The sequence below is a fragment of the Streptomyces sp. NPDC058691 genome (genome assembly GCF_042714775.1).
Classification (GTDB): domain Bacteria; phylum Actinomycetota; class Actinomycetes; order Streptomycetales; family Streptomycetaceae; genus Actinacidiphila.
This window is the reverse complement of the sequence record NZ_JBHXSO010000059.1, coordinates 1-25313: the sequence shown is the minus strand read 5'-3', so window position 1 is coordinate 25313 and position 25313 is coordinate 1. Positions and strand designations below refer to the sequence as shown.

At 72.7% G+C, this 25313-nt stretch carries 26 protein-coding genes and 1 pseudogene; 14 read left to right on the top strand and 13 right to left on the bottom strand.

The window, feature by feature from the left end; all coding sequences use genetic code 11:
• Nucleotides 1-200 precede the first annotated feature (200 nt).
• From ACFWVC_RS31555 to ACFWVC_RS31545, 3 genes are all read right to left on the bottom strand, one after another.
• Nucleotides 201-365, bottom strand: a complete 165-nt coding sequence (locus tag ACFWVC_RS31555) for a hypothetical protein (RefSeq protein WP_384295275.1) — start codon at nucleotides 363-365, stop codon at nucleotides 201-203.
• Nucleotides 366-614: 249 nt separating this feature from the next.
• Nucleotides 615-1433, bottom strand: a complete 819-nt coding sequence (locus tag ACFWVC_RS31550) for a hypothetical protein (RefSeq protein ID WP_384295337.1) — start codon at nucleotides 1431-1433, stop codon at nucleotides 615-617.
• Between the two features lie 35 nt (nucleotides 1434-1468).
• Nucleotides 1469-2392: an NAD(P)-dependent oxidoreductase gene (locus ACFWVC_RS31545; protein WP_384295335.1), complete on the bottom strand. Its 924-nt coding sequence runs from the start codon at nucleotides 2390-2392 to the stop codon at nucleotides 1469-1471.
• 204 nt (nucleotides 2393-2596) lie between these two features.
• Between ACFWVC_RS31545 and ACFWVC_RS31540 the strand changes: the two genes are divergently transcribed.
• Both ACFWVC_RS31540 and ACFWVC_RS31535 read left to right on the top strand, forming a co-directional pair.
• Nucleotides 2597-3193 carry a TetR/AcrR family transcriptional regulator gene (locus tag ACFWVC_RS31540; RefSeq protein WP_384295271.1) on the top strand — a complete coding sequence of 199 codons (597 nt, stop codon included), beginning with the start codon at nucleotides 2597-2599 and terminating at the stop codon, nucleotides 3191-3193.
• Between the two features lie 563 nt (nucleotides 3194-3756).
• Nucleotides 3757-5664 (top strand): FHA domain-containing protein, encoded by a 1908-nt coding sequence (locus ACFWVC_RS31535; RefSeq protein WP_384295266.1) that lies wholly within the window; start codon nucleotides 3757-3759, stop codon nucleotides 5662-5664.
• An 84-nt stretch (nucleotides 5665-5748) separates the two neighbouring features.
• Here the strand turns inward: ACFWVC_RS31535 and ACFWVC_RS31530 are convergent, their stop codons facing one another.
• From ACFWVC_RS31530 to ACFWVC_RS31510, 5 genes are all read right to left on the bottom strand, one after another.
• The gene (locus tag ACFWVC_RS31530) at nucleotides 5749-6528 is read right to left on the bottom strand and encodes an SDR family NAD(P)-dependent oxidoreductase (protein WP_384295260.1); all 780 of its coding nucleotides are present in this window, start codon (nucleotides 6526-6528) and stop codon (nucleotides 5749-5751) included.
• Nucleotides 6525-7061, bottom strand: coding sequence for a cupin domain-containing protein (locus ACFWVC_RS31525; protein ID WP_384295256.1), 537 nt, complete (start codon nucleotides 7059-7061; stop codon nucleotides 6525-6527). Before ACFWVC_RS31525 ends, ACFWVC_RS31530 begins: the two co-directional genes overlap by 4 nt.
• Nucleotides 7062-7151: 90 nt before the next feature.
• Nucleotides 7152-8030: a helix-turn-helix transcriptional regulator gene (locus ACFWVC_RS31520; RefSeq protein ID WP_384295251.1), complete on the bottom strand. Its 879-nt coding sequence runs from the start codon at nucleotides 8028-8030 to the stop codon at nucleotides 7152-7154.
• An 89-nt stretch (nucleotides 8031-8119) separates the two neighbouring features.
• Nucleotides 8120-8998 (bottom strand): alpha/beta fold hydrolase, encoded by an 879-nt coding sequence (locus ACFWVC_RS31515; RefSeq protein ID WP_384295246.1) that lies wholly within the window; start codon nucleotides 8996-8998, stop codon nucleotides 8120-8122.
• A 303-nt stretch (nucleotides 8999-9301) separates the two neighbouring features.
• On the bottom strand, nucleotides 9302-10873 hold the full coding sequence (locus ACFWVC_RS31510) for a N,N-dimethylformamidase beta subunit family domain-containing protein (protein ID WP_384295242.1): 1572 nt from the start codon (nucleotides 10871-10873) through the stop codon (nucleotides 9302-9304).
• Between the two features lie 186 nt (nucleotides 10874-11059).
• On the opposite strand from ACFWVC_RS31510, the gene ACFWVC_RS31505 reads away from it, so the two are divergent.
• From ACFWVC_RS31505 to ACFWVC_RS31495, 3 genes are all read left to right on the top strand, one after another.
• Nucleotides 11060-12349, top strand: a complete 1290-nt coding sequence (locus ACFWVC_RS31505; RefSeq protein WP_384295237.1) for a PP2C family protein-serine/threonine phosphatase — start codon at nucleotides 11060-11062, stop codon at nucleotides 12347-12349.
• Nucleotides 12350-12473: 124 nt separating this feature from the next.
• Nucleotides 12474-13247, top strand: coding sequence for a hypothetical protein (locus ACFWVC_RS31500; protein WP_384295234.1), 774 nt, complete (start codon nucleotides 12474-12476; stop codon nucleotides 13245-13247).
• Nucleotides 13244-14035: an NUDIX hydrolase gene (locus tag ACFWVC_RS31495; protein WP_384295231.1), complete on the top strand. Its 792-nt coding sequence runs from the start codon at nucleotides 13244-13246 to the stop codon at nucleotides 14033-14035. Before ACFWVC_RS31500 ends, ACFWVC_RS31495 begins: the two co-directional genes overlap by 4 nt.
• On the opposite strand, the gene ACFWVC_RS31490 is transcribed toward ACFWVC_RS31495, so the two are convergent.
• Nucleotides 14010-14420, bottom strand: a complete 411-nt coding sequence (locus ACFWVC_RS31490) for an ATP-binding protein (protein ID WP_384295332.1) — start codon at nucleotides 14418-14420, stop codon at nucleotides 14010-14012. The two genes, ACFWVC_RS31495 and ACFWVC_RS31490, sit on opposite strands and share 26 nt — an antisense overlap.
• A gap of 214 nt (nucleotides 14421-14634) precedes the next feature.
• Between ACFWVC_RS31490 and ACFWVC_RS31485 the strand changes: the two genes are divergently transcribed.
• Nucleotides 14635-15516 carry an SDR family oxidoreductase gene (locus tag ACFWVC_RS31485; protein ID WP_384295228.1) on the top strand — a complete coding sequence of 294 codons (882 nt, stop codon included), beginning with the start codon at nucleotides 14635-14637 and terminating at the stop codon, nucleotides 15514-15516.
• Nucleotides 15517-15580: 64 nt separating this feature from the next.
• On the opposite strand, the gene ACFWVC_RS31480 is transcribed toward ACFWVC_RS31485, so the two are convergent.
• Nucleotides 15581-16057 (bottom strand): DUF5709 domain-containing protein, encoded by a 477-nt coding sequence (locus tag ACFWVC_RS31480; RefSeq protein ID WP_384295225.1) that lies wholly within the window; start codon nucleotides 16055-16057, stop codon nucleotides 15581-15583.
• A 191-nt stretch (nucleotides 16058-16248) separates the two neighbouring features.
• On the opposite strand from ACFWVC_RS31480, the gene ACFWVC_RS31475 reads away from it, so the two are divergent.
• On the top strand, nucleotides 16249-16659 hold the full coding sequence (locus ACFWVC_RS31475) for an SsgA family sporulation/cell division regulator (protein ID WP_384295222.1): 411 nt from the start codon (nucleotides 16249-16251) through the stop codon (nucleotides 16657-16659).
• Between the two features lie 12 nt (nucleotides 16660-16671).
• Here ACFWVC_RS31475 and ACFWVC_RS31470 read toward each other — a convergent pair whose 3' ends face one another.
• Complete coding sequence (locus tag ACFWVC_RS31470) at nucleotides 16672-17244, bottom strand: CGNR zinc finger domain-containing protein (protein WP_384295219.1); 573 nt, start codon at nucleotides 17242-17244, stop codon at nucleotides 16672-16674.
• Nucleotides 17245-17379: 135 nt separating this feature from the next.
• Here ACFWVC_RS31470 and ACFWVC_RS31465 point away from each other — a divergent pair, with 135 nt between their 5' ends.
• The 4 genes from ACFWVC_RS31465 (at nucleotide 17380) to ACFWVC_RS31450 (ending at nucleotide 20814) form a co-directional block, all read left to right on the top strand.
• Nucleotides 17380-17508 (top strand): hypothetical protein, encoded by a 129-nt coding sequence (locus tag ACFWVC_RS31465; RefSeq protein WP_384295217.1) that lies wholly within the window; start codon nucleotides 17380-17382, stop codon nucleotides 17506-17508.
• Between the two features lie 66 nt (nucleotides 17509-17574).
• Nucleotides 17575-19239, top strand: coding sequence for a dolichyl-phosphate-mannose--protein mannosyltransferase (locus ACFWVC_RS31460; protein WP_384295214.1), 1665 nt, complete (start codon nucleotides 17575-17577; stop codon nucleotides 19237-19239).
• A 174-nt stretch (nucleotides 19240-19413) separates the two neighbouring features.
• Nucleotides 19414-20091: a cation transporter gene (locus ACFWVC_RS31455; protein ID WP_384295212.1), complete on the top strand. Its 678-nt coding sequence runs from the start codon at nucleotides 19414-19416 to the stop codon at nucleotides 20089-20091.
• Between the two features lie 129 nt (nucleotides 20092-20220).
• Nucleotides 20221-20814, top strand: coding sequence for a DUF4291 domain-containing protein (locus tag ACFWVC_RS31450; protein ID WP_384295209.1), 594 nt, complete (start codon nucleotides 20221-20223; stop codon nucleotides 20812-20814).
• Nucleotides 20815-20854: 40 nt separating this feature from the next.
• Here the strand turns inward: ACFWVC_RS31450 and ACFWVC_RS31445 are convergent, their stop codons facing one another.
• Nucleotides 20855-21826, bottom strand: a complete 972-nt coding sequence (locus ACFWVC_RS31445; RefSeq protein WP_384295329.1) for a bile acid:sodium symporter — start codon at nucleotides 21824-21826, stop codon at nucleotides 20855-20857.
• A 659-nt stretch (nucleotides 21827-22485) separates the two neighbouring features.
• Here ACFWVC_RS31445 and ACFWVC_RS31440 point away from each other — a divergent pair.
• Nucleotides 22486-22578, top strand: a complete 93-nt coding sequence (locus ACFWVC_RS31440; protein ID WP_384295206.1) for a K(+)-transporting ATPase subunit F — start codon at nucleotides 22486-22488, stop codon at nucleotides 22576-22578.
• Nucleotides 22575-24239, top strand: coding sequence for a potassium-transporting ATPase subunit KdpA (kdpA, locus tag ACFWVC_RS31435; protein WP_384295203.1), 1665 nt, complete (start codon nucleotides 22575-22577; stop codon nucleotides 24237-24239). Before ACFWVC_RS31440 ends, kdpA begins: the two co-directional genes overlap by 4 nt.
• Before the next feature lie 399 nt (nucleotides 24240-24638).
• On the opposite strand, the gene ACFWVC_RS31430 is transcribed toward kdpA, so the two are convergent.
• A complete protein-coding gene (locus tag ACFWVC_RS31430) occupies nucleotides 24639-24860 on the bottom strand; it encodes a hypothetical protein (protein WP_384295200.1) in 222 nt (73 codons plus the stop codon).
• A gap of 208 nt (nucleotides 24861-25068) precedes the next feature.
• Between ACFWVC_RS31430 and ACFWVC_RS31425 the strand changes: the two are divergent.
• A pseudogene (locus ACFWVC_RS31425) lies at nucleotides 25069-25313 on the top strand (DNA-directed RNA polymerase subunit alpha); the annotation flags it as partial.

Genomic DNA, 25313 nt, shown 5'->3' with positions numbered 1-25313 from the left:
GGCGACAAAGGGACCCCTGATGAACGTGGGACAAGGACTACGGGATCATGCGTTAGCCCTCGGCCGTCCAACCCCTCTTTGGCGTGGCAGAGTTCGGACATGTCACAGAGCGGCCACGGACGGGACGGGCCGCGCCGAGCCGATTCGTGCGCCTGCGGGGGACCGCTCTCCGTGGCAAACCCGGTCAGGACGGCCTTTTGTCACGGCCGCGCCTCCAGCCCGGCGAGCAGTTCGTGGACGTCGAGACCGCACCGCAGGTACTGCTCGAAAACGGCGTTGCCGAGGGCCCAGGGGGAGCGGCGCCGCCGGACGAGGGCGATCGCCGAGGCCGCGTCATGGCCGAGTTCGACGAGCGTCTGTGCCACGACCAGGCCGGAGCGGTTGTACCCGGCGTGGCAGCGGACCAGGATGGCGCGGCGCCGGCCACGACCACCGGGTGGACGGCGCCGTCGGCGTCGGTCCTGAAATGGCCGCCCATCCAGAGGTCCGGGGTGATCTCGTCCCAGGGCCTTCCGGGACCGGGGACGCCGCCGGGCCGGTTGCGGGTCTTCATGAGCGGTCCCCTCCGGACGGTCAACGGGCCGCCGCCCACCGCCGTTCCGGGGACCCCACGCTCAAGGCGCCGGCACGCCGATGGGGTTGGGGAAGCGCAGCGCCCCGGCACAGGCGTGCGCCGGGGCGGAGAGGAGGGCGAAGAGCCGGTCGAGGGCGGCCGGGGGGAGTGCGGACCAGGGGCGGGCGGCGGCGAGGTCGGTGGCGGTTTCCAGGGACCGGTGGGCAGCGCGGCCCGCGTCGGTGGCGGCGCCGGCGGCGTCGAGCAGACCGCGGGCGGTGAGGCGGGAGTGGGCGGCGGTCCACTGGTCGTCGGTCCAGCCGCGGTGGGGCTGGAGTTCGCCGCGGGGGATGTCGATGCCCGAGCGCAGGACGAGGGCCTCGCAACCGTCCAAGTCCGCCGCGACAAGGGCGGCGACGTGGCCGTCACCGCGGTGTTCGCGCAGCAGTGTGGCGTGGTGCCAGAGCTCGTCGAGCGGGCCGGCGGGCAGCGGCAGGGCCGAGTTGGCGGCGGCCAGGACACGGCCGGCGACGTCGAGCCCGCCGGTGACCGGGCGCAGCAGGGCCACCGCCTCCTCGGCCGCCGCCTCGTGCCCGGCGAGCAGCCGTCGCAGCGCTGCGCCGGCCCCTCGTGCGCGGACCTCCAACGCCGTTTCCGGCGAGGCAAGTTGCCACACACCCGGCAGCGCCCGGGCCGTCATGCCCGGGGCGAACGAGAAGAAGGCGGCGGTGACCGGGGCCGGGCCGACGGGGCCCAGGGGTGCCGCGCGGCAGGCGAAGTAGCCGCGCCAGAAGCCGCGCAGACCCGCATCCTCACAGGCCGCGCGGGCCTCGGGTGCGAAATAGGTGACGGCGTGGACGGGTTCGAGGAGCCGCCACATGCGGCGGGCGGTCGCGGAGGCGTCGGTGCCGGCCGTCACGGTCGTGCGCCTTCCGCGGCGTTCACGGCCGCGGTCCCGCGCCCGTCGTCTCCGGTGGTGCGGGCCTCGATCGCCCGCAGCACGGCCACCATGTCCCGGTGGCCGTCGCCCTGTTCGACGGTCTCCTCGAAGAGGGCGTGGCAGACGTCCAGCAGCGGCGAGGCCAGCTCCGCCCTGCGCGCGGCCTCGGCGATGAGGCGGTTGTTGTGCAGGACGTCGGCGGCCGCGGCCTGGGCGGCGAAGTCCCTCTCCCTCAGCTTGGGCGCCTTCATCCGGGACACGGCGCTGGCCATCGGCCCGGCGTCGAGGACGTCGAGGAACTGCCCGGTGTCCAGGCCCTGACGTTCCGCGAAGTGGAACGCCTCGGTCAGCCCGGTGACCTGCGTGATCAGGAACAGGTTGACCGACAGCTTCATCAGCAGGCCCCCCGGGACCGGTCCGCAGGCGAAGGTCTCCCGGCACAGGGGCGCGAGCAGCGGTCGCACCTCCTCGACCGCGGCGGGTTCCCCGGCGAGCATCCCGACGAGCTGCCCCGCCTCGGCGGGCTTGCGGGAGCCGGAGACCGGGGCCTCCACATAGGCTCCGCCCGCGGCGCGGACGTCGCCCTCCAGGGCACGGGAGTACTCGGGGGAGGTGGTTCCCATGTGGACGACGACATGTCCGGCGACCAAGGGCGCGAAGCCGGGCCCGCCGCGGTCCAGTACCGCGTCGATGGCCGGGCCGTCGGCCAGCATGAGGATCACGACCCGGGCACGGGCGAAGACCTCGGCCGGTCCGGCGGCCACGCGGGCGCCGGCCGCGCGCAGCGGCTCGCCCCGCTCCGCGGTGCGGTTCCAGACGACCAGCGGCAGCCCGGCACGGGCCAGATTCAGGGCCATGGGCTGTCCCATGATCCCCAGGCCGATGAATCCCACGTCCATCACGCACCGCCGTCCCGACCGGTCTACCCCGCCGCCTGCTATGACGGCTGTCATAATAGTGTCCGTGGCGCCCGCGGCCACCCCGTTCGCGGTATGACGCCACGGTGTGGGGCCACGTGGCCGGCGCCGATACGCTCGGCCCGGGCCGGCGCGGCGTCCGGTCGGGAAGCCCGGTCGCAAGGGTGTGAGGTCGGGAGGGCGGTCATGACGGAATCCGGGCGCGGGCCCCGCGAGCGCATGGTGTTCAGCGCGGCGCAGCTCATCAGGCGGGGCGGCGTCACGGCGACGGGCATGCGCGACGTCGCGGCCCACGCGGAGGCCCCCCGCGGGTCCCTGCAGCACTACTTCCCCGGCGGCAAGGAGCAGTTGGTCAACGAGGCCGTCGCGTGGGCCGGCCGCTACGCGGGGAACCGCGTGGCCCGCTTCCTCGCCGGTCTGCCCGAGCCGACGCCCGGCGGTCTGTTCGCCGCGATGGTCGCCCAGTGGACCGACGAGTTCCGCGCTTCCGGATTCGGCGCGGGGTGCCCCGTCGCCGCCGCCACGGTCGACTGCGCCGGCTCCACCGACTCCGTGCGCGCCTCCGCGGCAGCCGCCTTCGCGACGTGGACCGGACCGGTCGCCGCGGCCCTGCGCGACATGGGCGTGCCGGGCCGGCGGGCCGAACCGCTGGCCACCCTGATGATCAGCGCCATCGAGGGCGCCCTCGTGATCGCCCGCGCGGAACAGGACGTACGTGCCCTGACCACCGTCGCCGACGAACTCGCCCCGCTCCTGGACGCCGCCGTCGCCGTCGCCCGCTGAGGGTGCGTTCCAGTCCGGGGGCGGAATCCCGGAGTGGAACGCGAGAGCCGGGGCAGACGTCCCCCAGGACCGCACCGGTGGCTACCCACCCCCCCCGGGTCGCCGGTGCGGTCCTTCCCCCCCCTCGCGGCGTGACCGCGGCACCGTCTCCGGTGTGAGGACCCCCCACCGGACGCTCTGAGAGCCCGGCCGTCCTTCGGCGCATCCATGTCGCCTGTACCACAAGGCTCAAGGCGATGACATGGCGACGCGTTCCGGGCATCGTACTTGTCGACTTTCGGACAACTGGGACTTCGAGAAGTCGATTTGGCGCCACTTTGGAGGAAACTGGCGCCCAGAGCTGACGGGTGGCGGCACCGGGGAGCTGGGCAGGGTTCTCGCGGTGCGAGATGATCAGGGCAGGGTCCGGGACGCCGGCACCGGTGAACCGATCCGGCCCTGCGAACGTGAACCTCGTGGACGAAGGGTGGCCGGCCTTGTGTCGTGACGCGACGCGCAGCGGTACGGCGGCCGGTGTTCGCCTTGTTCTCATCGGGACTTTGACATGTGGAAATGAGTGACCTATGCCTCCTGAGATTGTTGGGCGCCAAGGCTCTCTGGCCGGCGAGAGGTTCGGGATCGGCGACAAGCCCCTCACCTTCGGCCGCAAGGCCGAGAACACCGTGGTGATCGCCGGTGTGAGCGCCTCGCGGTTCCACGCGGAGGTGCGTCGCGAGAACCACGGGTTCGTGCTGTACGACCGGGGCAGCAGCAACGGGACGCGGGTCAACGGGGAACGCGTGACCTCGCATGTGCTCCAGCCCGGCGACGTCATCGCCATCGGCGAGGAGACCTTCTGCTTCGAGGCCGCCGATCCGATGGAGACGATCCTCGATCTCTCCCTCCTGCAGTCGCTGATGGCTCCGGCCGAGCCCGAGGAGCCCGGCCCGGTGCTGAACGTGACGGTGGCGGGCGGCGGCCCGGTGGGCCTGTCGTTCGCGCTGCTGCTGGAGCACCTGATGGGCCGCCGGGTCGCCATCACCGTCTATGACGGCCGCTGGACGCAGGACGGCGACCGGGTCGTGTGGAAGAGCGAGCAAGAGGGCAACGTCCGCCGGCAGCAGGTCGTCACCGTGCAGAGCCGCCAGTACCTGAACCTCCCCGAGGAGGTCCAGGCCCGGCTGTTCACGGAGGACGCGTACACCGAGATGTGGCCGGCCGGACCCGACTCCATCCGCGGCTTCAGCCCCCGCAACATACGCATCGCCTACATCGAGGACACGCTGCTCGCCCTCGCCAACGAGAAGCGGGAGCGCATCCGCCTGGTGCCCGCGCGCTTCGACGCGATCGAGCACCACGAGAGCGTCGCCAAGGACCATGTGCTCGCGATCTGCGAGGGCGGCCGCTCCCGCACCCGCGAGTACTTCACCGAGAAGTTCGGCACCGCCGACAAGTCGATCTATTCCCTGGGCGGCGAGCACATCCAGGACGTCGTCCTCGGACTTCGCGTCAAGTCCACGCTGTCGGACCCGATGACCGTGCTGCTGACTGTGGCGCAGAATCGTTTCCTGCTCAACGCCCTGCGCGGCGAGGGCTTCCTCAACATGCGCCTCACCGACGCCGAGGCGAAGGAGGTCGTCGGCATCGACCCCGTCCGGCAGGTCTTCGAGGAGTGCATCGCCTCCCGTCCCTGCGTGATGGGGCGCGACGAGCACGGCGACTTCCACTGCTCCACCCACAGCACCCTCTTCCTGCCCGCCCTCATCAGGGGCTCGGCCCTGTGGAAGCGGGTCAAGGAGGGCCTGGCGCTCTTCGGCGTCCCCGAGGACGACCTGAGGGCGGTCACCGCCTTCCGGCTGGACATGGTGCAGCGCCCCCGCTTCACCGCACGCCTCTACCCGGGCACCTCCTCCGCCCCGGGCACGTACGGCTTCCTGCTCGGCGACGCGGCGAACGCCATCCACTTCTGGCCCGGGCGCGGCCTCAACAGCGGCCTGGGCTCTGCCATTTCGCTGGCCCGCACGCTCAGCGGCACCTGGCGCGGCCGGCCGTTCCGGGACGCCGACTTCGTACGGCACGAGGCGGCCATGTCGATGCTCCAGTACCGGCACAAGAGCCGCGCCTGGAACGCCATGATCACCACGGATGAGAACGGCGTCAGCCGTGCCATCAAGGAGGTCATCGCCCAGAGCATCGCCGAGTCCGCGGCCCTGGAGGTGGAACTGGACCGCGAGTCCGACATCGACGGCCTCATGGAACAGCTCCGCGCGATCCGCGACCGCCTCGCCCCGCGCATCCCGGGCATGCCCGACGACGAGACCCTGCGAGCGCACCTGGAGACGCTCAAGAGCGAGACCCTCCGCACCCTCATCGACAGCGGGCCGTGGGACACGCTGATCGTCGGCGGCGAAGAGGTCGACATCGACATCTTCTACCGGGACGAGCCCACGCCCCCGCCCGCCTCGAAGCCGGTCCCGGCCGCCACGGCGTGACGACGGGCCGGCGTGACGACGGGACGGCCCGGCCGCTGCTGACACCTCGTGGGCGCGCTCGCGGTCGGCCGGCCCGCCCGGGGGTCACCAGCCGGGGCGCGTGCTGACCCCGCCGTCGACCACGAGGTCGTGGCCGGTGATCCAGGACGCGGCCGGGGAGGCGAGGAACACGCAGGCGGCGCCGACGTCCGCCGGGCTGCCGAGACGGGTCAGCGGCGCGGCCGCGGTCCAGCGGCGTACGCCGTCGGGCCAGTCGCCGGCCAGGCCCGGGCGGTCGATCAGCCCGGGGGAGACGGTGTTGACGCGGATGCCCGCGGGACCGTACTCGCCGGCGGCCGCCCGGGCGAACATGATCAGCGCGGCCTTGGCGGCGCTGTAGTGGGCGTGCCCGTGGGCGGGGCGGCTGCCCTCGACGGACGCGATGGCGGTGATCGAACCGCCGCCCTGCCGGGAGGACATGTGGGCGGCGGCGGCCTGCACGACCCCGAAGGCCGCGTGGAGGTCCGCGTCGATCACCTCGCGCCAGGCGGCGTCGCTCATCCCGGCGAGTTCCTGCACGGGCTGGACACCCGCGCAGTGGACGACGGCATCCAGCCGTCCGCGCCACGCGGCAGCGGCCCCGACGAGTTCGCGCGGTTCGTCCGGCCGGGTCAGGTCCGCGCTCAGCCAGTGGGCGCTGCCGCCCGCGGCGGCGATCCCGTCGGCGAGGGCCTTGACGGCCTCGGTCCGGCGGTGCGCGTGCAGCACCACCGATGCCCCCGCGTCCGCCAGGCTCCGGGCGACACCCGTCCCGATGCCGCCGCCGGCCCCGGTGACCAGGGCGACCTGTCCGGCCAGGCCGAAGCCGGGACCGCCCGTCGTCATTCCCGCTCCCCGTTCGTGCCTGCTGTGCCGGCGGCGCGCACGGGGCGGCTCAGGGCGCGGATCAGCGCGGCGTGCGCCGGATAGCGGTCGGCCAGCGCGTCGGCGTCGCCGCCCTCGAAGTCCGCGGGGACGAAACCCGGCGCCATGGTTGTGCCGCACAGCGACCAGCGTCCGCCGGGCGCGACCCGGGCCGCCATCCACGTACCGGCCGGCACCGTCCACTGCACCCGGCGGTCGGCGTCGTCGCCGAGCAGCAGGGTGTGCGAGCGGCCGTCCGGTTCGAGCAGCAGGAGTTCGGCCGGGTCGCCCCGGTAGAAGTGCCACACCTCGTCGACGGGCAGGCGGTGCGGCGCGGAGGCCCCGTCCTCGTCGCCGCCGAGCAGGTACAGGATCGCCGAGCCTGCCGGCCGCCCCGTTCCGTCCGGCGGCCCCGCCCAGGTGCGGCGGAACCGGCCGCCCTCGAACGGCAGCGGCTCCAGCCCGTAGCGGGCGGCCACCTCGTCGGCGCTCTCGTCGTCGCGGTGCTGCGACATCGTTCCCTCGCCCCCTGCCGGTCTGCTGTGCCGACCCTACGAGACGGGGGCGCGACCAGGAGCCCGGCGCGCGCATGCGGGGTCCTGCGGTCAGGAACCCGTGAACCGGGGCCGCGGGGCCGGATCGCCGCTCCAGGAGGCGAGGAGGGCGAGGGCCTGCCCGGAGGGCGAACCGGGTTCGGCGGTGTAGATGCCGAGGACCTGGTCCGCGTCCCCGGTGACCGCCAGGGCCTCGTAGTCGAGCGTGAGATCGCCGACCACCGGGTGATGGAACAGCTTCCTGCCGAAGGTGCGGCGCTCCACGTCGTGCGCGGCCCACCATGTGCGGAAGTCCCGGTCGCGCAAGGAGAGTTCGCCGACGAGCTCGGTGAGGCGGGGGTCGTGGGGATGCTCGCCCGCGTAGAGGTGGAGGGCGGCGACGGTGGTGCGGGCGACGCCCTCCCAGTCCTCGTACAGCGTCCGCGCCTCGTCGTGCAAGAAGATGAACCGCGCCATGTTGCGCTCGCGTTGGGGCAGCGCGTCGAAGTCGGTGTAGAGAGCACGGGCCAGCCGGTTGGTCGCCAGGACGTCGGTGCGGCGCCCCACGACGAGGGCGGGGACCTCGGTGAGCGTGTCGAGGACGCGGTACAGCCCCGGGCGCACCCGCTGCGCGGGCACGGGACGCGGCCGGCTCCGCACGGGCTTGGCGATCCGGAACAGATGGCCGCGCTCGTCGCCGGTCAGCCGCAGCGCGCGGGCGATCGCGTCGAGCACGCTCTCGGAGACGTTGACGGCGCGGCCGCGCTCCAGCCGTACGTAGTAGTCCACGCTGACCCCCGCCAGCTGGGCGACCTCCTGGCGGCGCAGCCCCGGCACCCGCCGCGCCGTGGGCACCGGGGTCAGCCCTGCCTGCTCGGGGGAGATCTTCGCCCGGCGGGAGCGCAGGAACTCGCCGAGTTCGCCCCCGCGGGGGTCCGCTTGGTCGTCCATGTCCCCACGCTACGCCGCGCCTCCCGCCCGCCCCGGCGGCAAAGGGGTACTGCCGGGCCCCCTCGCCTGAGCCCCCGGGCGGGCGGGGCTCACCCCGCCCGGGAGGCGTTGCGCGCGATGGCGGTGATGATCGACGGCCACAGCGCCTCGGGCAGGTCGTGGCCCATGCCGGGGAACAGCAGGAGTTCGCTGCCGGGGACCGCGGCGGCCGTCGCCTCGCCCCCGCTGCGGTCGACCAGGCAGTCGTCCTCGCCGTGGACGACCAGGGTCGGGACGGCGACCGAGCGGAGCGCGGCCGTGCGGTCGGGCGAGGCGAGGATGGCTGCGTACTGGCGGGTGTAGCCCTCCGGACGGTGCGCGCGGTCGAGGGCGGCGGTGACGCGTTCACGGAGCACGTCCTCCGTGACGGGGTAGCCGGGCGAGCCGATCACCGCGGCGCGCCGGACGCCGGCGGCGATGACCCCGTCGCGGTCCAGGGACGCCGCGTCCGGGCCGGGCATGACGGCGCGGGCCCGTTCGGAGGCGCGGCCCACGGAGCGGTCCCCCGTGGTGGACATGATCGAGCACAGCGACAGCACACGCTCCGGGTGGTCGATCACCAGTTGCTGCGCGATCATGCCGCCCATCGACGCCCCGACGACGTGCGCTGCGGGAATCCCGAGGGCGCCGAGCAGGTCGGCCGTGTCCTGGGCCATGTCGGCCAGCAGATAGGGCACACCGGAGGTGTCGCCCCGCAGGACGGCGCCGATGTCGGGCACGGGCTGCCCGTCGAGCCCGCTCGACAGGCCGCTGTCGCGGTTGTCGAAGCGGACGACATGGAAGCCCTGCTCCGCCAGGGCGGTGCAGAACTCCGGCCGCCATGTGGTCATCTGCGCGCCGAGACCCATGACGAGCAGCAGGGCGGGATGCCCGGGGCTGCCGAAGGTGTCGTACTCGATCTCCATCCCGTTGGCTTTCGCACGCGGCATGCGGGGCTCCTCTGTCGGGTCGTGGACCATCAGTCTGTATACCGTCCAGTCGGTACGGTATACGTCCGGCTGCTGTCCGGCAGGGGTGGCTGCCCCGGCCGAGGCATCACGCAGGCCGACCGGGCAGTCGGTTCGCCTCCCGACCGTCAGGCGGGGCGCGTCGCGCCACCGACGCGGAGGGCAAGCCCCGCCCCGAGGACCAAGGCAGTGGCGGTCCGTCAGCGGGCAGGCCGAACCAGCGGAGGAGCCTCCCTCCTCATCCGGTCCGGCTCGGCCGACATGACGCGCTCGGCGGCGCCCCGCTCACCACAGGTCGTGACGCTCCGCCACGGCGTCGCCCGGGTAGGGACGGAAGCGGTCGAGGTTGTCCCGGGCGGGATGCCGCCGTCCGGCGGGGCCCTCCGCGAAGGCGTGCAGCAGGTTCGCGGTGACCCGCCGGGTGAAGCGCGCGGCCGCCGGGGGCATGCCGTGGCCGCCGTCTCCCTTCAGGGAGCCGACCCAGCGCATGGTGCCGGTGTTGAACACGCCCGCCCCGCCCGCGGTCGTGTAGTACGCGGAGTCCTGGAAACTGCGCACGCCCCGGCAGACCAGCGGCGAGTGGGCGATGATCTCGATCGGCCGAGGGGTCGGCGGTGCGCCGGTGACGCGGTCGTACTCCGTGCCGACGAGGTTCGGGAAGCGGGTGGCGCTCGTCGCGCCGGTCCCCTCCAGCAGCCAGTGGCCCGGCTCGGCGACGGCGTACGCGGCACTGGTGCCGTTGGACTCGTAGAGGGTGCCGGTGAGGGAGTTCTCCGGCCGGGGGTGCGGGGGCCCGCGCCAGTCCGTCGTGACGGCGGCGTCGTCCTTGCCGTTGAGGGGGTCGTGCGGCCAGTCGCTCTTGTAGCAGACGACGAGGCGACGGTCGCCGAGGGCGGTGGGTTCCAGGCGGATGCGCCGGAAACAGGCGTTGGCGCCGAGGAACGCCACGTTGGTCCCGCTGTCGCGGGCCTCCGTCACCCGGCCGCGCATGACCGGTGTCCAGTACTCGTCGTGGCCGAGCGAGACCACGGCGCGTGCCCCCGCGAGGAGGTCCGGATCGTGGTCCACGTCCATGCTCGTCGCGTAGGCGAGCGGCAGCCCGAGGCTCTCGGCGAGCGCGATGGCGGGCTGCTCGTACGTCAGGAACAGCGGCGCTCCGTCGCGGTCGTAGGGGCGGTCGCAGCTGACGGCCAGCGAGCGGCCCGCGTAGTCGGCCTTGCCGCCGGGCCCCTGGTAGAGGCTGCGCCCGCCCCACGTGTTGTACGCCTGCCAGGTCGCGACCGCGTTGACCAGGACCACGCGCCCGGCCGTCGCCCGCGACCGCACGGTGACCGGGACGTAGCGCTGCGCCCCGGAGTCTCCCGCGGTGAGCCGGACCAGGTAGGCGCCCTCGGGCCAGCCGCGGGTGGGGACCCGGACCCCGGGACGCCACCGCGCCGCCGACACCGTGCGGGTGGCACCCTGCGGTCCGGGCGCCGGCTGCTCCCGCCCCGGCAGTTCGGGGGACCACCAGACCCGGCGGGCCCGGGCGCCCGCGTACCAGCCCATGCGGAACGCCTCCGCGCGGTACGTCCGGTCGGTGGTGGACACCAGCAGCCGGAACTCCTCACCGGGGAGCACGCTGACCCGGTCGGCGAATCCCTCGATCGCGCGGTCGCCGCCGCGGGACCGCAGTCCCCAGTCGCGGTCGCCGGCTCGCGCGTTCTCGGCACGGACGTCGAGGCCGGTGCCCGTGCCGCCGTGGTCCGTGGCGCGGCCGTGCGGCGGCCCCGCGGCCGAGCAGCCCCCGGTGACGGCCGCCGCGGCCACCGCCGACACCCCTTCCAGGAAACGTCTGCGGTCCCAGGGCGCGATCACACCGCGAGGCTAGACATCGGATCCGCGGGCGGCCCGCCGGAGTGGGCCGGGCGGAGGACGCCGCACCGGCCACGCGTCGCGGGCCGTCATTCGGCGACGAAACTTCCCGAAGGAAATATTTCCGACATTCCGCCGTGCTGACCAAAGCAACACCGCCTCGCCCCGACAGTGCGGTCGGAGGTCCTGATGACGAGTTCGGGTCGGACGCGACTCGCGACGGGCTACGCCCAGCCCGGCGCTCCCCGGCAACCGGCGTTCAGAGCGCTCGGGCTGCGCCTGCGACCCCAGGCGCCCCTGATCGTCGCCTCGACGGTCCTGCTCACGATCACGGTCCTGAGCCTGCTCATCCCGATGGACGTCCACCTGGCCTCGCTGCTGGTGGCGGTGCCCGCCCTCACGGCGACCCTGTACAGCGCGCTCGTCACCATCCACATGACCGTCCTGGCGTGTGCCGGCGCCGTCGCGGTGGACGTCCACGACGGCCTCGGCCACTCGCCGATCCTGCCCATCCACGTGCTGGACCTGCTGGTGGTCTGCGGTCTCGTGCTGGTCTTCTGGCACATGCGCGACTCCGACCGCAAGACGCTCAGGGCCGTCCGCTCGGTCGCGGAGACCGCACAGCGCGCTCTGCTGCGGCCCCTGCCGTGCCGGGTGGGGTGCGTGGACATGGCCACCGCCTACCGCTCGGCCGTCGCCCACGCGCGCATCGGCGGCGACCTGTACGCGGCCGAGCGGGTCGACGGGGCCGTCCGCCTGCTGATCGGCGACGTACGGGGCAAAGGCCTGGCGGCCGTCGACGACGCCGCCACGGTCCTGGGCGCCTTTCGCGAGGCCGCGCACCGCGACAGGTTCCTCAAGGGAGTCGCCATCGCGCTGGAGGCGAGCGTGGCCCGTCATTTCGGGGAGGTGGGCGAACGGGACGCCCATGCCGCCGAGCGGTTCGTCACCGCGCTCGTGGTCGAGATCCCCGACAACCTCCCCGTCGTCCGAGTCATCAGCTGCGGCCATCCGCAGCCGATGCTCGCGCGCGGCCATGACGTGGACCTCCTCGACCTGACCCATCCCGCGCCCCCGCTGGGCGTGGCGAGCCCCGGCCAGGACTACCGCGTCGACACCTTCCGCTTCGAGGTCGGCGACATCCTGCTCCTCCACACCGACGGACTGCTGGAGGCCCGTGACTCGGCGGGCGTCTTCTACCCCGCCCTGGACCGGTTCTCCTCCCTGTCCAAGAGCGGCGGCCCCGACCAGGTCATCGAACGCCTGCTGGACGACCTCACCGCCTACGCCGGCGGGCAGCTCGAGGACGACGTCGCTTTGGTGGCCGTGCGCCGACGCTGCGCCGACGCCCGCTCCGCCGAACGGCAGCTGGGAGCGCCCACCGCGGCCACCCGGGGACGGCGCGGTCCCGCCGCCGCCCGCGGCGGCGTCCCGCACAGCCGACGCGACGAGGAGGCCGCCCGGCGCGAACCGGCCTGAGCCGGCGCACGGCAACCCGGCGACCCTCTGCCCGACGCGGCCGTCCCCGAGGCCTTGAGCCGTGTCGGGGGAACCGTTGCCGGCGGCTCACCTCCCGCACACCCGCGCGCGCCATACTGCGCGCATGACACCGTCGGCCTCGCGTCTCACCGGCTCCGCGGCCCTGGCCGCGCTGCTCGTCCTGGCCGCCTGCGACGGGTCGCCCGGCACGGCGGCCCCGCACCCGCCCGGCACGGTGGCGCCGCTTCCGGACTCCGCCGTGGGACAGGCCCTGGCCCGGCGCGCCGCGCATCCCTACTCGGCCCGCTTCCGGACGGAGAAGGCCCCCGGCGCACCGTCCGCGCCGCCGCAGCGGATCGAGGGGACCCTGAACCTCGGCGCCCACACGACCGGCGAGTTCTCCGTGTCGTCCGTGGAACCCGACCGGTACAAGGAGGCCCAGGAGGTGCTGCTGCCCACCGGCGCATGGGTGCGCGAGGTGGACGAGCACGGCCGGACCGTACGGGGCTGGTGGCACGACCCGCTCGACAAGGCGCCACCGGGCAACCAGATCATGCAGGTCCACGCCGTGGCCCAGTTGCTGGCCCGCCAGCCGGCCAACGCCGGTCGTCAGCTCCGCGAGGACGCCGGCGGCCGGCCGGTGTACCGGCTCTCCGGCTGGATCGCCGCCGAGGCGTTCGCGGACGTCGATCCGCACACCTACGCGACGCTCGCGCCCCGCGAGGACGTCCCGGGAACGAAGGGCGTCTCCTGCACGGCCTGGGTGGACGCCGAGGGGCGGGTCACCCGCTTCGAGGAGGATCTGGTCTATCCCGACAGCAGCCGCTACCAAAGCGTCATGACGTTCACGCACTTCGCCGGGCCGGTCCCGGTCCGGGCACCCGCGGCCGCGTCGTGACCGGGCCGGTGCCGCCGCCCGCCCGCGGTGTCGTACTAGTGGAGGCCCGCCGGATCCGCCTCGTCGAGGTCGGCGCCCCGGCGTTGCCGCCGGGCGAGCGGTCGGCCATGGACCGGGCCTGGGACGCGGCCGTCGAAGCGGCGCCGGCCCTCTTCGACGGGCCGGTTGCGGCCTGCGTCGGGCTGGACCGCGACGGGCCGGACTCCCTGGTCCTGTCCTGGGCGAGGACGACGTACCGGCGGCACGTCCTGCGCCGGTTCCCCGGGGCGCCCGGGTGGCTCCCGTCGCTCTTCGTCGCCGTACTGCAGCCCGACGAGGACGGGCGCCTGCTCATCGGCCGCATGGCACCGTGGACCGCCGCCCTCGGCCGCCTCCAGTTGCCCGGCGGATCCGCCGAACCCCCCGAGGACCACGAGGTATTGGACCTGGCCGCGCTGCGCCGGCACGCCGCCCGCGAACTGGCCGAGGAGACCGGCACCGTCGTCCCGCCCGGAGACCTGGCGCTCTGGCACGTCACCCGCGCCGCCAACGGCACGGCCGGCGTCCTGTTCCTCGCCCCGCCGCGGCCGGAGGCCCTGCTGCGGGAGTGCTTCGCCGCCCTGGTGGCCTCGGACACGGCGCGGGGCCAGGAGCCGGAGTTCGACCGGATCGCGTTCGTCGGGTCCCCGGCCGACGTGGCCGCCCTCGGCGGCCGCGCGGTGGACTACCTGGGCGCGGTCGTCCGCCGCTTCGCCGGCCGCGCCCAGGAGCCGGCGGACGGCCTCAGGGCTGAGGACCCCCGGGCCTGACGGGCGGGGTGAAGCAGGCGGTCACCGTCTTGCCGTCCGGCCGGGTGTGGGTGTGCCAGTGGTCGGCCACCGCGTCCACCAGGGCGAGCCCGCGGCCACCGGTCGCGGTGGCGTCGGCCTGACGCGGGGCGGGCATCTCGCCGCCGGAGTCGTGGACGCTCACGTGCAGGCACTGGCTGTCCCAGGTGAGCACGAGTTCCGCGTCGCTGCGGGCGTGCACATGGGCGTTGGTGATCAGCTCCGACACCGTGAGCAGGATGTCGTCGACGGTGCCCGGGGCGTCCTCGGTCCACTCCAGGGTGTCCAGGTGCTCGCGCGTCCAGCGCCGGCCCGCGCGGACCCCGCCGGACACGGGGAAGGACCGCGCCCAGCCCACGGCTTTCATCGATGTGTCGGCCACCGTGCGTCTCCCTTCGACGGTCCGTTCCTCCCGTGTACCCCGGTTTCGCCGCCTTACGGGGCCTGCGGCGGGCCCGTGATGCGGAGCGCGACCCTGAGGCGGATCGTGGGTGGGGACCGGCCGACGACGCCTACGCGGGCCGCACGGCGCGTATGACCCGGCCGGGCGGAGCGCGCCCGGCGAGGACGGGGGAGTACCGGTGAAGCAGTCCGTCCTGCACGATCGACTCGCCGTCGTGACGGGTGCCGCGCGCGGCCTGGGGGCCGGCCTGGCCAGGGAACTGGCCCGGCGCGGCGCGCGGCTGGCCCTGCTGGGCCGCGAGGAGCACGCCCTGGCGGCCGTCGCCGAGTCGCTGCCCACCCAGGCACTGTGCTGGGAGGCCGACGTCACCGACGACGCCACCATGAGCCGCGTCGCCGTCGACGTGGCCGCCCGGATGGGAGACCCGGCGGTCGTGATCGCCAACGCGGGCATCGCCGAGGGCGGTCCCTTCGTGGAGTCCGACCCCGCCGTCTGGCGCCGGGTCATCGAGGTCAACCTCATCGGCAGCGCGACCACGGCCCGTGTCTTCCTGCCGTCGCTGCTGCGCACCCAGGGGTACTTCCTCCAGGTCGCCTCGCTCGCGGCCATCGGCGCGGCGCCCATGATGAGCGCGTACTGCGCCTCCAAGGCGGGCGTGGAGTCCTTCGCCCAGTCGCTGCGCTCCGAAGTCGCCCACGAAGGGGTGGCGGTCGGGATCGCCTATCTGAACTGGACGGACACCGACATGATCCGCGACGCCGACGAGCACCCGGTGCTGCGGGAGTTGCGTGCCCACATGCCGCCACCGGCGCGGAAGGTGTACTCGGTCGAGTCGGTGGCCGCCCGTCTTGCCGACGCCATGGAGCGGCGCGTCGCGGCGGTCTACGCCCCGCCGTGGCTGCGCGCGGCGCAACCGGTGCGCGCGCTGCTGCCGTCCGTTGTCGTCCGGCTCTCGCGCCGGGAACTGCCGCGGCTGGCCGAGCGGACGCCGTTCCGGGCGACCGGTCTGCTGGGGCCCGGCGGTCGTGCCGACATGCCCGGCGACGGCACGGCGACCTGAGCGGACCGTCGTCGTCCCCCCTTTAGCCGCCGCCGGTCCCGGCCGCCGGCTTCGCGCCCGGCGCTCACTCCCAGGGATCGTCCTCCGGGACGATGTGCACCGCGGCCTCCTCCGCTCCCGCCGCCCCGGCGTCGATGCCCACGTCCCGGGCGAGGAGGTCGGAGTCGATGTCCTCCTCCTCCCCCGTGCCGGCGTCCGGCGCGACGAGGCGTCCCGCCCGCTCGCCCCCGGCCTGCGGATCGACCGGTTCTCCGTCTCCTCCGGCCAGGTCGCCGATGTCGTCGCCCGGATCGACGGCGTCGTCGGGGACCTCCTGGGCGAGGCGCTCGTCGAGGGTCTCCCCGGCGCGTTGCTCGGCGGCGGTGACCCCCACCTTGTCCAGGCCCAGCGGCCGCTCGGGCGGGGAGTAGCCCTCGTCCAGGATGTCGTCGTAGTCGCGTTCGCCGAGCGCGTCCTCCAGGTCGGGGGAAGTCGCGTCCTGCTGCTCCTCGTCGTCGCCGGTGGGCTGGTAGACGTCGTCCGCCATCGGGTCGTCGCTCATGGCCGCCTCCGCATCCGTCGCTCTCTCCTCCGCCCGGGGGAGTGGGACTGCCCTTCGCGCCGGGCGGCACACGCCGTTCCTCCCCACTATCCCCGCCGTTCCTCCATCGCGGCGCGCGGGCGGCGGGGGCAGACGCATTCCATCGTCGTGGTGGACGTCGGCCGGTGCCGGCACGGGAGACGGGGCATCCCATGGAAGCAACGGAATCGATCGTCGAACGGCTGCCCATGCGCCTGCGGGCGGGCCCCGGGCCGACGGTGGAGCTGTCCGTCGAGTGCCGGTACGCCGCCTACGAGCCCTACGCGGTGCACATGCGCTTCGGCCGGGTGCCCGGTACGGGGGACGCGGTGTGGGTGGTCTCCCGTGAACTGCTGCTCGCGGGCCTGCGCGGGCCCTCCGGGGCGGGAGACGTCCACGTCCGTCCCGGGGCCGGCGAGGACACCCTGATCGGACTGGGCGGCGAGTCGGGCACGGCCGTACTGCGGGTGGGGACGGGGGCGCTGGCCGCGTTTCTGGCATCCACCATCGCGCTCGTCCCGGCCGGCGCCGAGTCGCGGCACATCGACTGGGACGCCTGCATCAGCGGGCTGCTGTCGGCCTGAGCCCGGCAGGGCCTAGCGTTCGCCGCCGGCCGCGACCGGGTCGCCGGACGCCTTCTTGCGGGCGCGGTAGGCGGCGGCCTTCACCCTGTTGCCGCACGTCTCCATGGCGCACCACTCGCGGCGCGAGCCGCGGGAGCGGTCGATGTAGACCTGTGTGCACTCGGGCCTGCCGCACTCCTTGAGCAGGGACCCTTCCGGCCCGCTGAGGATGTCGATCACCTCGCGGGCCAGCGAGGACAGCGCCTGTCGCGGGGTCGCCTCGACGCGCCGCCCCTCCGCTGTGAGCTGCGGGACCGCGGAGGGCGTACGCGCCGTGTCGTTGACGAGGGCGACCGCGGCGGCGTCGCGGCCCTCGCCCAGAAGGCCCGCGCGGACGAGCGCGTACACCGCCTCGCGCAGCTCCACGGCGGCATCCAGGTCCGCCTGATCGCACTGGGTGTCGGCGTGCACCATCCGCGACTCGCGGAACCAGGCGTCGAGGCTCTCCGGCGTCGTGAGCATCTCGCGGGGTTCGGGGTTGCGGCGGGCCCTGAGCGTCCCCACGAAGTCGAGTGCCGGGGTCCCGCACGGGAAGGCATGTACCATGTCACCATTCTGACAGGTGATACTTCTCGGGGCAAGCAGCTCGCGCCGATCGGCATTCTCCCGCATCGATCGCTTGACAGGGAACCTGGAAGTGGCGCAGCATCGTCACCAGTCCAACTGGTTATCCATGGGGAGGTGCGAGCCGCCCCGCAACCGCCGCCGTCGAAGGAGTCCCCCATGACCATGCCCCGCACCTTCGCCGCCGTGCTCGTGGCCGTCGTCGCCGCGGCGACGATGATCGGCTGTTTCGCCCAGGTCTGGTGACCCGTCAGGCCCCCGGCGCCCGGGGGCGGCGGACGCCGTGTCGGCTCTGATCCCTACGATGGCCCGGTGACGACGCACACACCGACACAGGACCGTGCCGGCCAGAGTCCTCCCGTGGGCGGGTGGCCCGGTTCCTGGCTGCGGGGACTGAGGCCGTTCGGCTACGAGGCACGCCCCTGGACGGACGTCCGGCAACGGCTGGTGCCGCCGTTCGGCTCGTCGCGGGCCGGCTGGCTCGGCCCGCTGCTCGTCGCGCTCTTCGCCGGGGTGCTCCGCTTCTGGAACCTCGGCCGGCCGCACGATGTGGTCTTCGACGAGACGTTCTACGCCAAGGACGCCTGGTCGATGCTCCGCCTCGGCTACGAGGGCACCTGGCCCGACCGCAAGGTCGCCGACCCGCAGATCCTCGGCCATTCCGCCGATCTGCCGCTCACCGACCCAGGGACGTTCGTCGCGCACCCGCCGATGGGCAAGTGGATGATCGCCCTCGGCGAATGGGGCTTCGGCCTGGGCCCGTTCGGCTGGCGCTTCATGGCGGCCCTGGTCGGCACGGTGTCGGTGCTGATGCTGTGCCGAATAGGCCGCCGCCTGTTCCGCTCGACGGCCCTGGGCTGCCTCGCGGGCGGGCTGATGGCAGTGGACGGGCTGCACTTCGTGATGAGCCGCGTCGCCCTGCTCGACGTGTTCGTCATGTTCTTCGTCCTGGCGGCCTTCGGGTCCCTGCTGATCGACCGCGACCGCGCGCGGGGCCGGCTCGCCGCCGCCCTGCCGGTGGGCGCGGACGGCCTCGCCGGCCCCGGCGCCGCGGCAGGAGACCGTACCGGCATGGGCCCGCGGCCCTGGCGGCTCGCGGCAGGCGTCTTCCTCGGCCTCGCTTCCGCCGTGAAGTGGAACGGCCTGTACTTCCTCGCCTTCTTCATGATCCTGACGTTGCTGTGGGACCTCGGCGCCCGTCGCCTGGCCGGGTCCCGCCGTCCCTACCGCGCCGTGCTGCGCAGGGACTTCGTCCCCTCCGTGCTGTCCCTGCTACCGGTCGCCGTCGTGACGTACCTGGTGACCTGGACCGGCTGGTTCCTGACGGACGACGGCTACGGACGCCACTGGGCCGACGGCCGCGGCGGCACCTGGTCGTGGATCCCGGCCCCGCTGCGCAGCCTGTGGCACTACGAGCACGCGGTCTACCAGTTCAACGTGGGCCTGCACACCCCGCACCCCTACCAGTCCAACCCCTGGAGCTGGCTCGTCCTGGGCCGCCCCACCTCGTTCTTCTACCAGTCCCCGAAAGTCGGCCAGGACGGCTGCACCGCCACCGAGGGCTGCTCCCGGGCGATCCTCGCCCTCGGCACCCCCGCGCTCTGGTGGGCGGCGTGCTTCGCGTTGGCCTATCTCCTCTACCGCTGGGCCCTGCGCCGCGACTGGCGCGCGGGCGCCGTCCTGTGCGCGGTGGCGGCCGGCTACCTGCCCTGGTTCAACTACCAGGACCGCACGATCTTCACCTTCTACGCGGTCGCCTTCGTCCCCTACCTGTGCCTGGCCGTCGCGATGACCCTGGGCGCCCTCATGGGCCCCCCGGGCACGGACGAGCGGCGCCGCGTATGGGGAACCGTCGCCGCGGGCACCCTGGGCCTGCTCGTCCTGTGGAACTTCATCTACTTCTTCCCGATCTACACGGGGCAGACGATCCCCTACTCCTCCTGGCACGCCCGCATGTGGCTCGACTCCTGGATCTGACCCGCACAATCGCGTCGCGGCCGCATCAAGCCGGCCCGGTTGTCCCCCGTGCTGCGCTCTCTCTGCGCTAAGCGGGCGCCAAACATGGATTCCTGATCCGCACGCTGGACCGTTCCTGCCCGAGACTGACCCTCGTGCCGTGCTTGCCGGTGTGGAGAGTGGGGAGGGGACCCGGTGGTCAGTGGTGTGCGTGGTGGTGATGTGCTTCCTGCCGCCCAGGTCAGGGACCCGGGGCGGGGCAGGCGGGTCAGGGCAGCCGTGCTGGTGTGCGCGGGGTCGGTGGCGTGGGCCGCTGTAGCAGGAGTGACCTCACTCATCGTGGGCGCCGTCACGGGTTCGCTGGCGCTGCTGGCGTTCGGCCTGAGCTCGGTCATCGACGGCTCGGCGTCGGTCGTTCTGGTCTGGCGGTTCCGGCGCGAACTCCGGGGCGCGGGACGTGACTCCCGGGGCCTCGCCCGCGTCGAGCGCCTTGCCACGCGGGCGGTTGCGGGGGCGATGCTGGTGTCGGCGGCCTATGTCGCCGTTCAGGCTGCCCGTTCGCTGCTTGCCCGGGACAGCCCTGAGCAGAGCGCCATGGGTGTGGTCCTGCTGGCCGGCTCTCTCCTCCTGCTTCCGCCGATCGGTTTCGTCAAGCTGCGACTGAGCCGGCGACTGCGCAGTAGCGCTTTGCGGGGGGACGGCGTCCTCAGCCTCGTCGGAGGCGCCCTGGCCGTCACGGCGCTCCTCGGGCTGGCGGCGAACGAGGAACTGGGCTGGTGGTGGACCGATTCGACCGCCGCGCTCCTGATCGCGTTGTTCCTCGTCCGTGAGGGCCGGCACACCCTCAGCGCATCGCGTGGCGCGGCCGAGTGAGCCTGTCAGCGCCGCGTGTCCCCGCGCGCGGGGCTGGGCGGCGGAGTGGGACGCGCTCGCTGTCAGAGGGTTCGACTGCCGCCCTGAAATGAGTGGTTCACGCGACGCGGCCTGCCTCATCCTCGACTCGTGCAAGAACCGAAAAACAGGATTCGCGCCTGCTACACCCCCACCACGGTCACCGTCTACCAGGCGTACGCGCCGGCGATCGGACTGCCCGCGGCACGGGAGGGACGCTTCCCCGCAATCTGGCAACGAGACCGAATGACATGGATCAAGCCGTCGTTCCTGTGGATGATGTACCGCTCCGGCTGGGCCGCCAAGGAAGGCCAGGAGACCGTCCTGGCCATCGAGATCGCCCGTCAGGGCTTCGAGTGGGCACTGCGCCACGCCTGTCTGTCCCACTATGAGCAGGGCCTGCATACCGACCGTGCCGCATGGAAGCGTCAGTTGAAGCGAGCCCCCGCCCGCGTGCAATGGGATCCCGAACGTGATCTGCACATGCAGCCGCTGCCGTACCGCTCGCTGCAACTCGGCCTCACCGGCGAAGCGGCGCACCGGTACGCAGACGAGTGGACGGTCGCCATCACCGACGTGACGCAGCTCGCTCACGAGGTCCACGCGCTGGTACGTGAGGGCAATCTGGCGGCCGCCGGCCGTCTGCGGCCTCAGGAACTTCCCTATCCCGTCGAGGACAGCGTCTTGGCTCACTTGAGTTCCTGACCGCCGCCGCGCCTTTTGCGGCTGCCGGCCGGCTGCGGGATCAGGACGCGGCGGATTCCTTCGCGGTCGGCTCCGTGGCGGGCAGTAGCCGGGGAACCAGGCGGACGTAGGCGACCATGCCGAGGACTTCGACGAGGGTTTGGGTGACCACGACGACCGCGGCCACCGCGAGCGCGTCGGGCAGTGCCAGGGCCAGCGGGAGGACGACCAGGGAGTTGCGGGTCGCGCCGGTGAAGACGATCGCCCGCCCGGCTCCGGTGTCGAGTCGGAACAGCCGGGCCACGGCCTTTCCGGCGAACGCCATGACCAGCAGGAACACGGCGTAGAAGGGAACGACGGCGGCAACGTCGGCCAGGTTGCCGCCGAGCTTGGGGACCTGGGAGGCGACCACGGTCAGCAGAGTCGCGGCCATGAGCGGCACCATCGTGGTGGTCGCCGCGTCGGAGACCCGCTGTCCGGCCGGGCGCCGCGCGGCCCACGCCTGCAGGGCCCAGGCGAGCGCGAGGGGGATGACGATCAGGAACACGAAGGCTTTGAGGAACGGGCCGACCTCGACGATGTCGGCCAGTCCGGAGCCCATGAACAGGTACAGGAACCCCGGCAGCAGCAGCATCTGGGCCACGAGCAGCAGCGGGGTGGCGGCCAGCAGGCGGCGGCTGGAGCCGCCGGCCAGTCCGGAGAACACGATCACGTAGTCGACGCACGGGCACAGCAGCACCAGCAGCACCCCGACCCGCACGGCCTGGTCCGCGGGCAGGAAACCGAACATCGCCGCGACGACCAGCGGCACCACCACGAAGTTCACCGCCAGGGCCGCGGACAGAAAGCGTCCGTCGCGCAGCGAGCGGATCAGCTCAGCGGCCGGGACCTGGAGGAAGGTGACGAACAGCAGGGCGCCGAGTACCGGGTTGATCGCGTGCTCCAGCCCCGGACCGGCGGCCGGGGCGAGCCGGCCCAGCAGCGCACCGGCGGCCATCGCCGCCAGGTAGGTCGCGACCTGGTGGCGCTCCATCCGCTCGACCAGGCTCTGCGGTCCCTGCTGCGACACCCTGACCGCTCCCTCGTGCTCCTACGGACCACCGGGCGGCAGTCGCTCGCCCATCTTCACAGGTGATGCGACCTGCCCGGACACCGCTGATTCGGCGCGCTGCGCACGTCCGGCGGCGACGAGGCGGCCTGCCTTCCAGCGCCGGTATCGGTCTTTCGGCACGAGGACAGTGAAACTCCTCACGGAGCCGGCGACGTTTTTCGTTGACGCTGTCGCTACGCGGCGAGCCGCGCGTCTGATGTGACCTTGACGTCGACCCGCTGCCAGTCCACCGGACGGGCCACGAACGCCGGTGACTCGAGGGAGGGTCCGGAGGGGCTACCAGGGGGTAACGGCCGGATGCCGTCGCGGTCTCGGGCTGCCAAGGTGGCGTCAGGGTAATCGACCGGCGTGTCAAGAAGGCACCAGCGTCCTGTCCCCGGGCCGGGGTGTGGCGCTTGGCTGTCCCAGCCGGTCCACCGGCACCGCTCCTGGCCGCCGTGTTCCCTCAGCCCGGTAGGGCTCGGGCGGCTCCGTTCGTCGATTCCTTTCCGGGGTGTCTTCATGTCAGACGTCGTTCTTGCCGTGCCCAGCCTCGAGGTCTCCGGACTTCTCTGGCCGGCGGCCAAGGAGGCGGAGCGGCTGTGAGTACCGAGAACACAGTCGGCCTGATAGTCGCGGTGTACCTGGTGGCCTGCCTGGTCCTCTGCCTGATGCTTCCGGAGCGGTTCCAGTGAATGAGACTCTCGCGGGCTGGCTCCAGATCCTGGCCCTCATAGGCGCGCTGGCGCTGAGCTACCGTCCGCTCGGCGACTACATGGCGCACGTCCTGACCTCCGCCAAGCACTGGCGGCTGGAGCGTGTGCTCTATCGCGCGGGCGGTGTGGACGGAGACGCCAAGCAGCCGTGGGGCGCGTATCTGCGCAGCCTGCTGGCCTTCTCCCTGGTCTCCATGCTCTTCCTCTACGGGTTCCTGCGGCTGCAGAACCATTTTCTTCTGTCGCTCGGCATGAAGGGGATGTCGCCGGCCCTTGCGTTCGACACGGCGGCGGCCTTCGCCAGCACCACTCAGTGGCAGGCGTACTCGGGCGAATCGGCGCTGGGCCACCTGGTGCAGATGTCCGGCCTGGTGGTGCAGGACTTCGTCGGGGCCGCTGTCGGCATCGCTGTGATGGCCGCACTGATTCGCGGTTTCTCGCGGAAGAAGACCGTCCACGTCGGCAACTTCTGGGTGGACCTCACCCGCATCACCATCCGTGTACTGCTGCCGATCTCGTTCCTCTTCGCGATCGTGCTGGTCGCCGCGGGCGCCATCCAGAACTTCCACGGCTTCCAGTCGATCACGACCATCGCGGGCGACCACCAGACCCTGACCGGTGGCCCGGTCGCCTCCCAAGAGGCGATCAAGGAGCTCGGCAGCAGCGGTGGCGGCTTCTACAACGCCAACTCCGCGCACCCCTTCGAGAGCCCCAACGCCTTCACCAACTGGCTTGAGCTCTATCTCCTGATGGTGATCCCCGTCTGCCTGCCGCGTACCTTCGGCACGATGATCGGTGACAAGCGGCAGGGCTACGCGGTCATCGCCGTCATGGGTGTGATCTGGGCCGCCTCGGTGGCCATCATCACCGTGAACGAGCTGCACAGTGTGGGCAGCCAGGCCGGCCACTTGGCGGGCGGCATGATGGAGGGCAAGGAGCAGCGGTTCGGGGTGTGGGGCTCGGCGCTGTTCGCGGCGTCGACCACGCTCACCAACACGGGCGCGGTCAACTCCTTCCACGACTCGTTCTCGCCGCTGGGTGGCGGCATGGCGCTCTTCAACATCATGCTCGGCGAGATCGCCCCCGGCGGTGTCGGTTCCGGCCTCTACGGCTTCGTCATCCTGGCGATCATCACGGTGTTCATCGCGGGACTCATGGTCGGCCGCACCCCGGAGTACCTGGGCAAGAAGCTCGGCGGCCGTGAGATGAAGTTCGCCTCGCTCTACATCCTCACCACCCCGGCGATCGCCCTGATCGGCGCCGCCGTCGCCATGGCGCTGCCGGGTGAGCGAGCGGGCATGCTCAACTCGGGCCCGCACGGCTTCTCCGAAGTGCTGTACGCCTTCACCTCGGCCGCCAACAACAACGGCTCGGCCTTCGCCGGTATCACCGTCAACACCGACTGGTACAACGTGGCGTTCGGCCTGGTCTGCCTCCTCGGCCGCTTCCTGCCGATCGTCTTCGTCCTGGCGCTGGCCGGCTCCCTGGCCCAGCAGCAGCCGGTTCCGGCCACGGCGGGCACGCTGCCCACCCACCGGCCGCAGTTCGTCGGCCTGCTGACGGCCGTGATCCTCATCGTCGTCGGCCTGACCTACTTCCCCGCCCTCGCGCTGGGTCCGCTCGCGGAGGCTCTGTCCTGATTCCCTGACCATCCTCGAACCTCCCGCCGCGCCGGGGGTCGCGACGAAGGGGTGCCCTGGACACAGGGGCACCCCTTCTTTCAATGCCGGGTGGCACCCCGGGATCTACGGCACGCAGCGGAGGCTGTCGGAATCACCGCACTCGTGGGCGCCGGGTCGCCTTGGGCCGCAGGCCACGCGTGTCCGGGGCGGGCTCCTGTACATCCTCGGGCGGCAGGGTCTCGTCTTCCCCGAAGTCCGGGGCCTGGAAGGGGTTTGTCACCGGAGACGGCGATGCCGCGGTGGCACGGCGGGGTTGCCCTTCCGGGGCGGAGAACAGCGACGTCGGATCGATGAGAAGTTTCCCTTTCGTTACAGATCCCTGGAGGGCCTGGCGTGCCGTGACCCGGCACAGCGGTCCTACAGCTTGGTCATCTTGGCGTACGGGCTCAAGATCCGCAGTTGGCTCGAGCCGAAATCCACGAGTGCCGAGGTCCCGTCGTCGATGTCGATCACCCGGCCGAGACCGTGGATGTCGTGCGTGACCTGGTCACCCACGGCGAAGTGCTTGGGAGCCCGCGTGACCGGGGCCTTGAAGGGGCTGGTAGGCAAATGACGCTTCGGTGCAGCAGGCTTTGTCATTGTCCCCAGTATGCACCCGCGAAATGTGCTGGTGGCCGACTCTCCGGGGCGGGAATCGCTGATCGTCGGAGGCCGCTCCAGCAAGGGCCGGGCCTGCCGGTCGGCCGCCACCCGGGCGGGTCAGGCTCGCGAGGGGCCGAATGGCCCGTACTCTTCATGGTGTCTACGGCGTCACATAGCGGGCGCCAAACACTGGAGGCAATACCTCGTGCTGATCGCTCAGCGTCCGTCACTGACCGAAGAGGTCGTCGACGAATTCCGCTCCCGGTTCGTGATCGAGCCGCTGGAGCCGGGCTTCGGCTACACCCTCGGCAACTCGCTCCGCCGCACGCTCCTCTCGTCGATCCCGGGTGCCGCGGTCACCTCGGTCCGGATCGACGGTGTCCTGCACGAGTTCACCACCGTGCCGGGCGTCAAGGAGGACGTCACCGACCTCATCCTCAACATCAAGCA

Coding starts and splice junctions, on each gene's coding strand:
- ACFWVC_RS31540 (WP_384295271.1), top strand. CDS start 2,597: ATGACGGAATCCGGGCGCGGGCCCCGCGAGCGCATGGTGTTCAGCGCG.
- ACFWVC_RS31525 (WP_384295256.1), bottom strand. CDS start 7,061: ATGTCGCAGCACCGCGACGACGAGAGCGCCGACGAGGTGGCCGCCCGC.
- ACFWVC_RS31520 (WP_384295251.1), bottom strand. CDS start 8,030: ATGGACGACCAAGCGGACCCCCGCGGGGGCGAACTCGGCGAGTTCCTG.
- ACFWVC_RS31505 (WP_384295237.1), top strand. CDS start 11,060: ATGACGAGTTCGGGTCGGACGCGACTCGCGACGGGCTACGCCCAGCCC.
- ACFWVC_RS31430 (WP_384295200.1), bottom strand. CDS start 24,860: ATGACAAAGCCTGCTGCACCGAAGCGTCATTTGCCTACCAGCCCCTTC.
- ACFWVC_RS31445 (WP_384295329.1), bottom strand. CDS start 21,826: ATGGAGCGCCACCAGGTCGCGACCTACCTGGCGGCGATGGCCGCCGGT.
- ACFWVC_RS31535 (WP_384295266.1), top strand. CDS start 3,757: ATGCCTCCTGAGATTGTTGGGCGCCAAGGCTCTCTGGCCGGCGAGAGG.
- ACFWVC_RS31500 (WP_384295234.1), top strand. CDS start 12,474: ATGACACCGTCGGCCTCGCGTCTCACCGGCTCCGCGGCCCTGGCCGCG.
- ACFWVC_RS31530 (WP_384295260.1), bottom strand. CDS start 6,528: ATGACGACGGGCGGTCCCGGCTTCGGCCTGGCCGGACAGGTCGCCCTG.
- ACFWVC_RS31475 (WP_384295222.1), top strand. CDS start 16,249: ATGGAAGCAACGGAATCGATCGTCGAACGGCTGCCCATGCGCCTGCGG.
- ACFWVC_RS31480 (WP_384295225.1), bottom strand. CDS start 16,057: ATGAGCGACGACCCGATGGCGGACGACGTCTACCAGCCCACCGGCGAC.
- ACFWVC_RS31515 (WP_384295246.1), bottom strand. CDS start 8,998: ATGCCGCGTGCGAAAGCCAACGGGATGGAGATCGAGTACGACACCTTC.
- ACFWVC_RS31490 (WP_384295332.1), bottom strand. CDS start 14,420: ATGAAAGCCGTGGGCTGGGCGCGGTCCTTCCCCGTGTCCGGCGGGGTC.
- ACFWVC_RS31470 (WP_384295219.1), bottom strand. CDS start 17,244: ATGGTACATGCCTTCCCGTGCGGGACCCCGGCACTCGACTTCGTGGGG.
- ACFWVC_RS31545 (WP_384295335.1), bottom strand. CDS start 2,392: ATGGACGTGGGATTCATCGGCCTGGGGATCATGGGACAGCCCATGGCC.
- ACFWVC_RS31550 (WP_384295337.1), bottom strand. CDS start 1,433: ATGTGGCGGCTCCTCGAACCCGTCCACGCCGTCACCTATTTCGCACCC.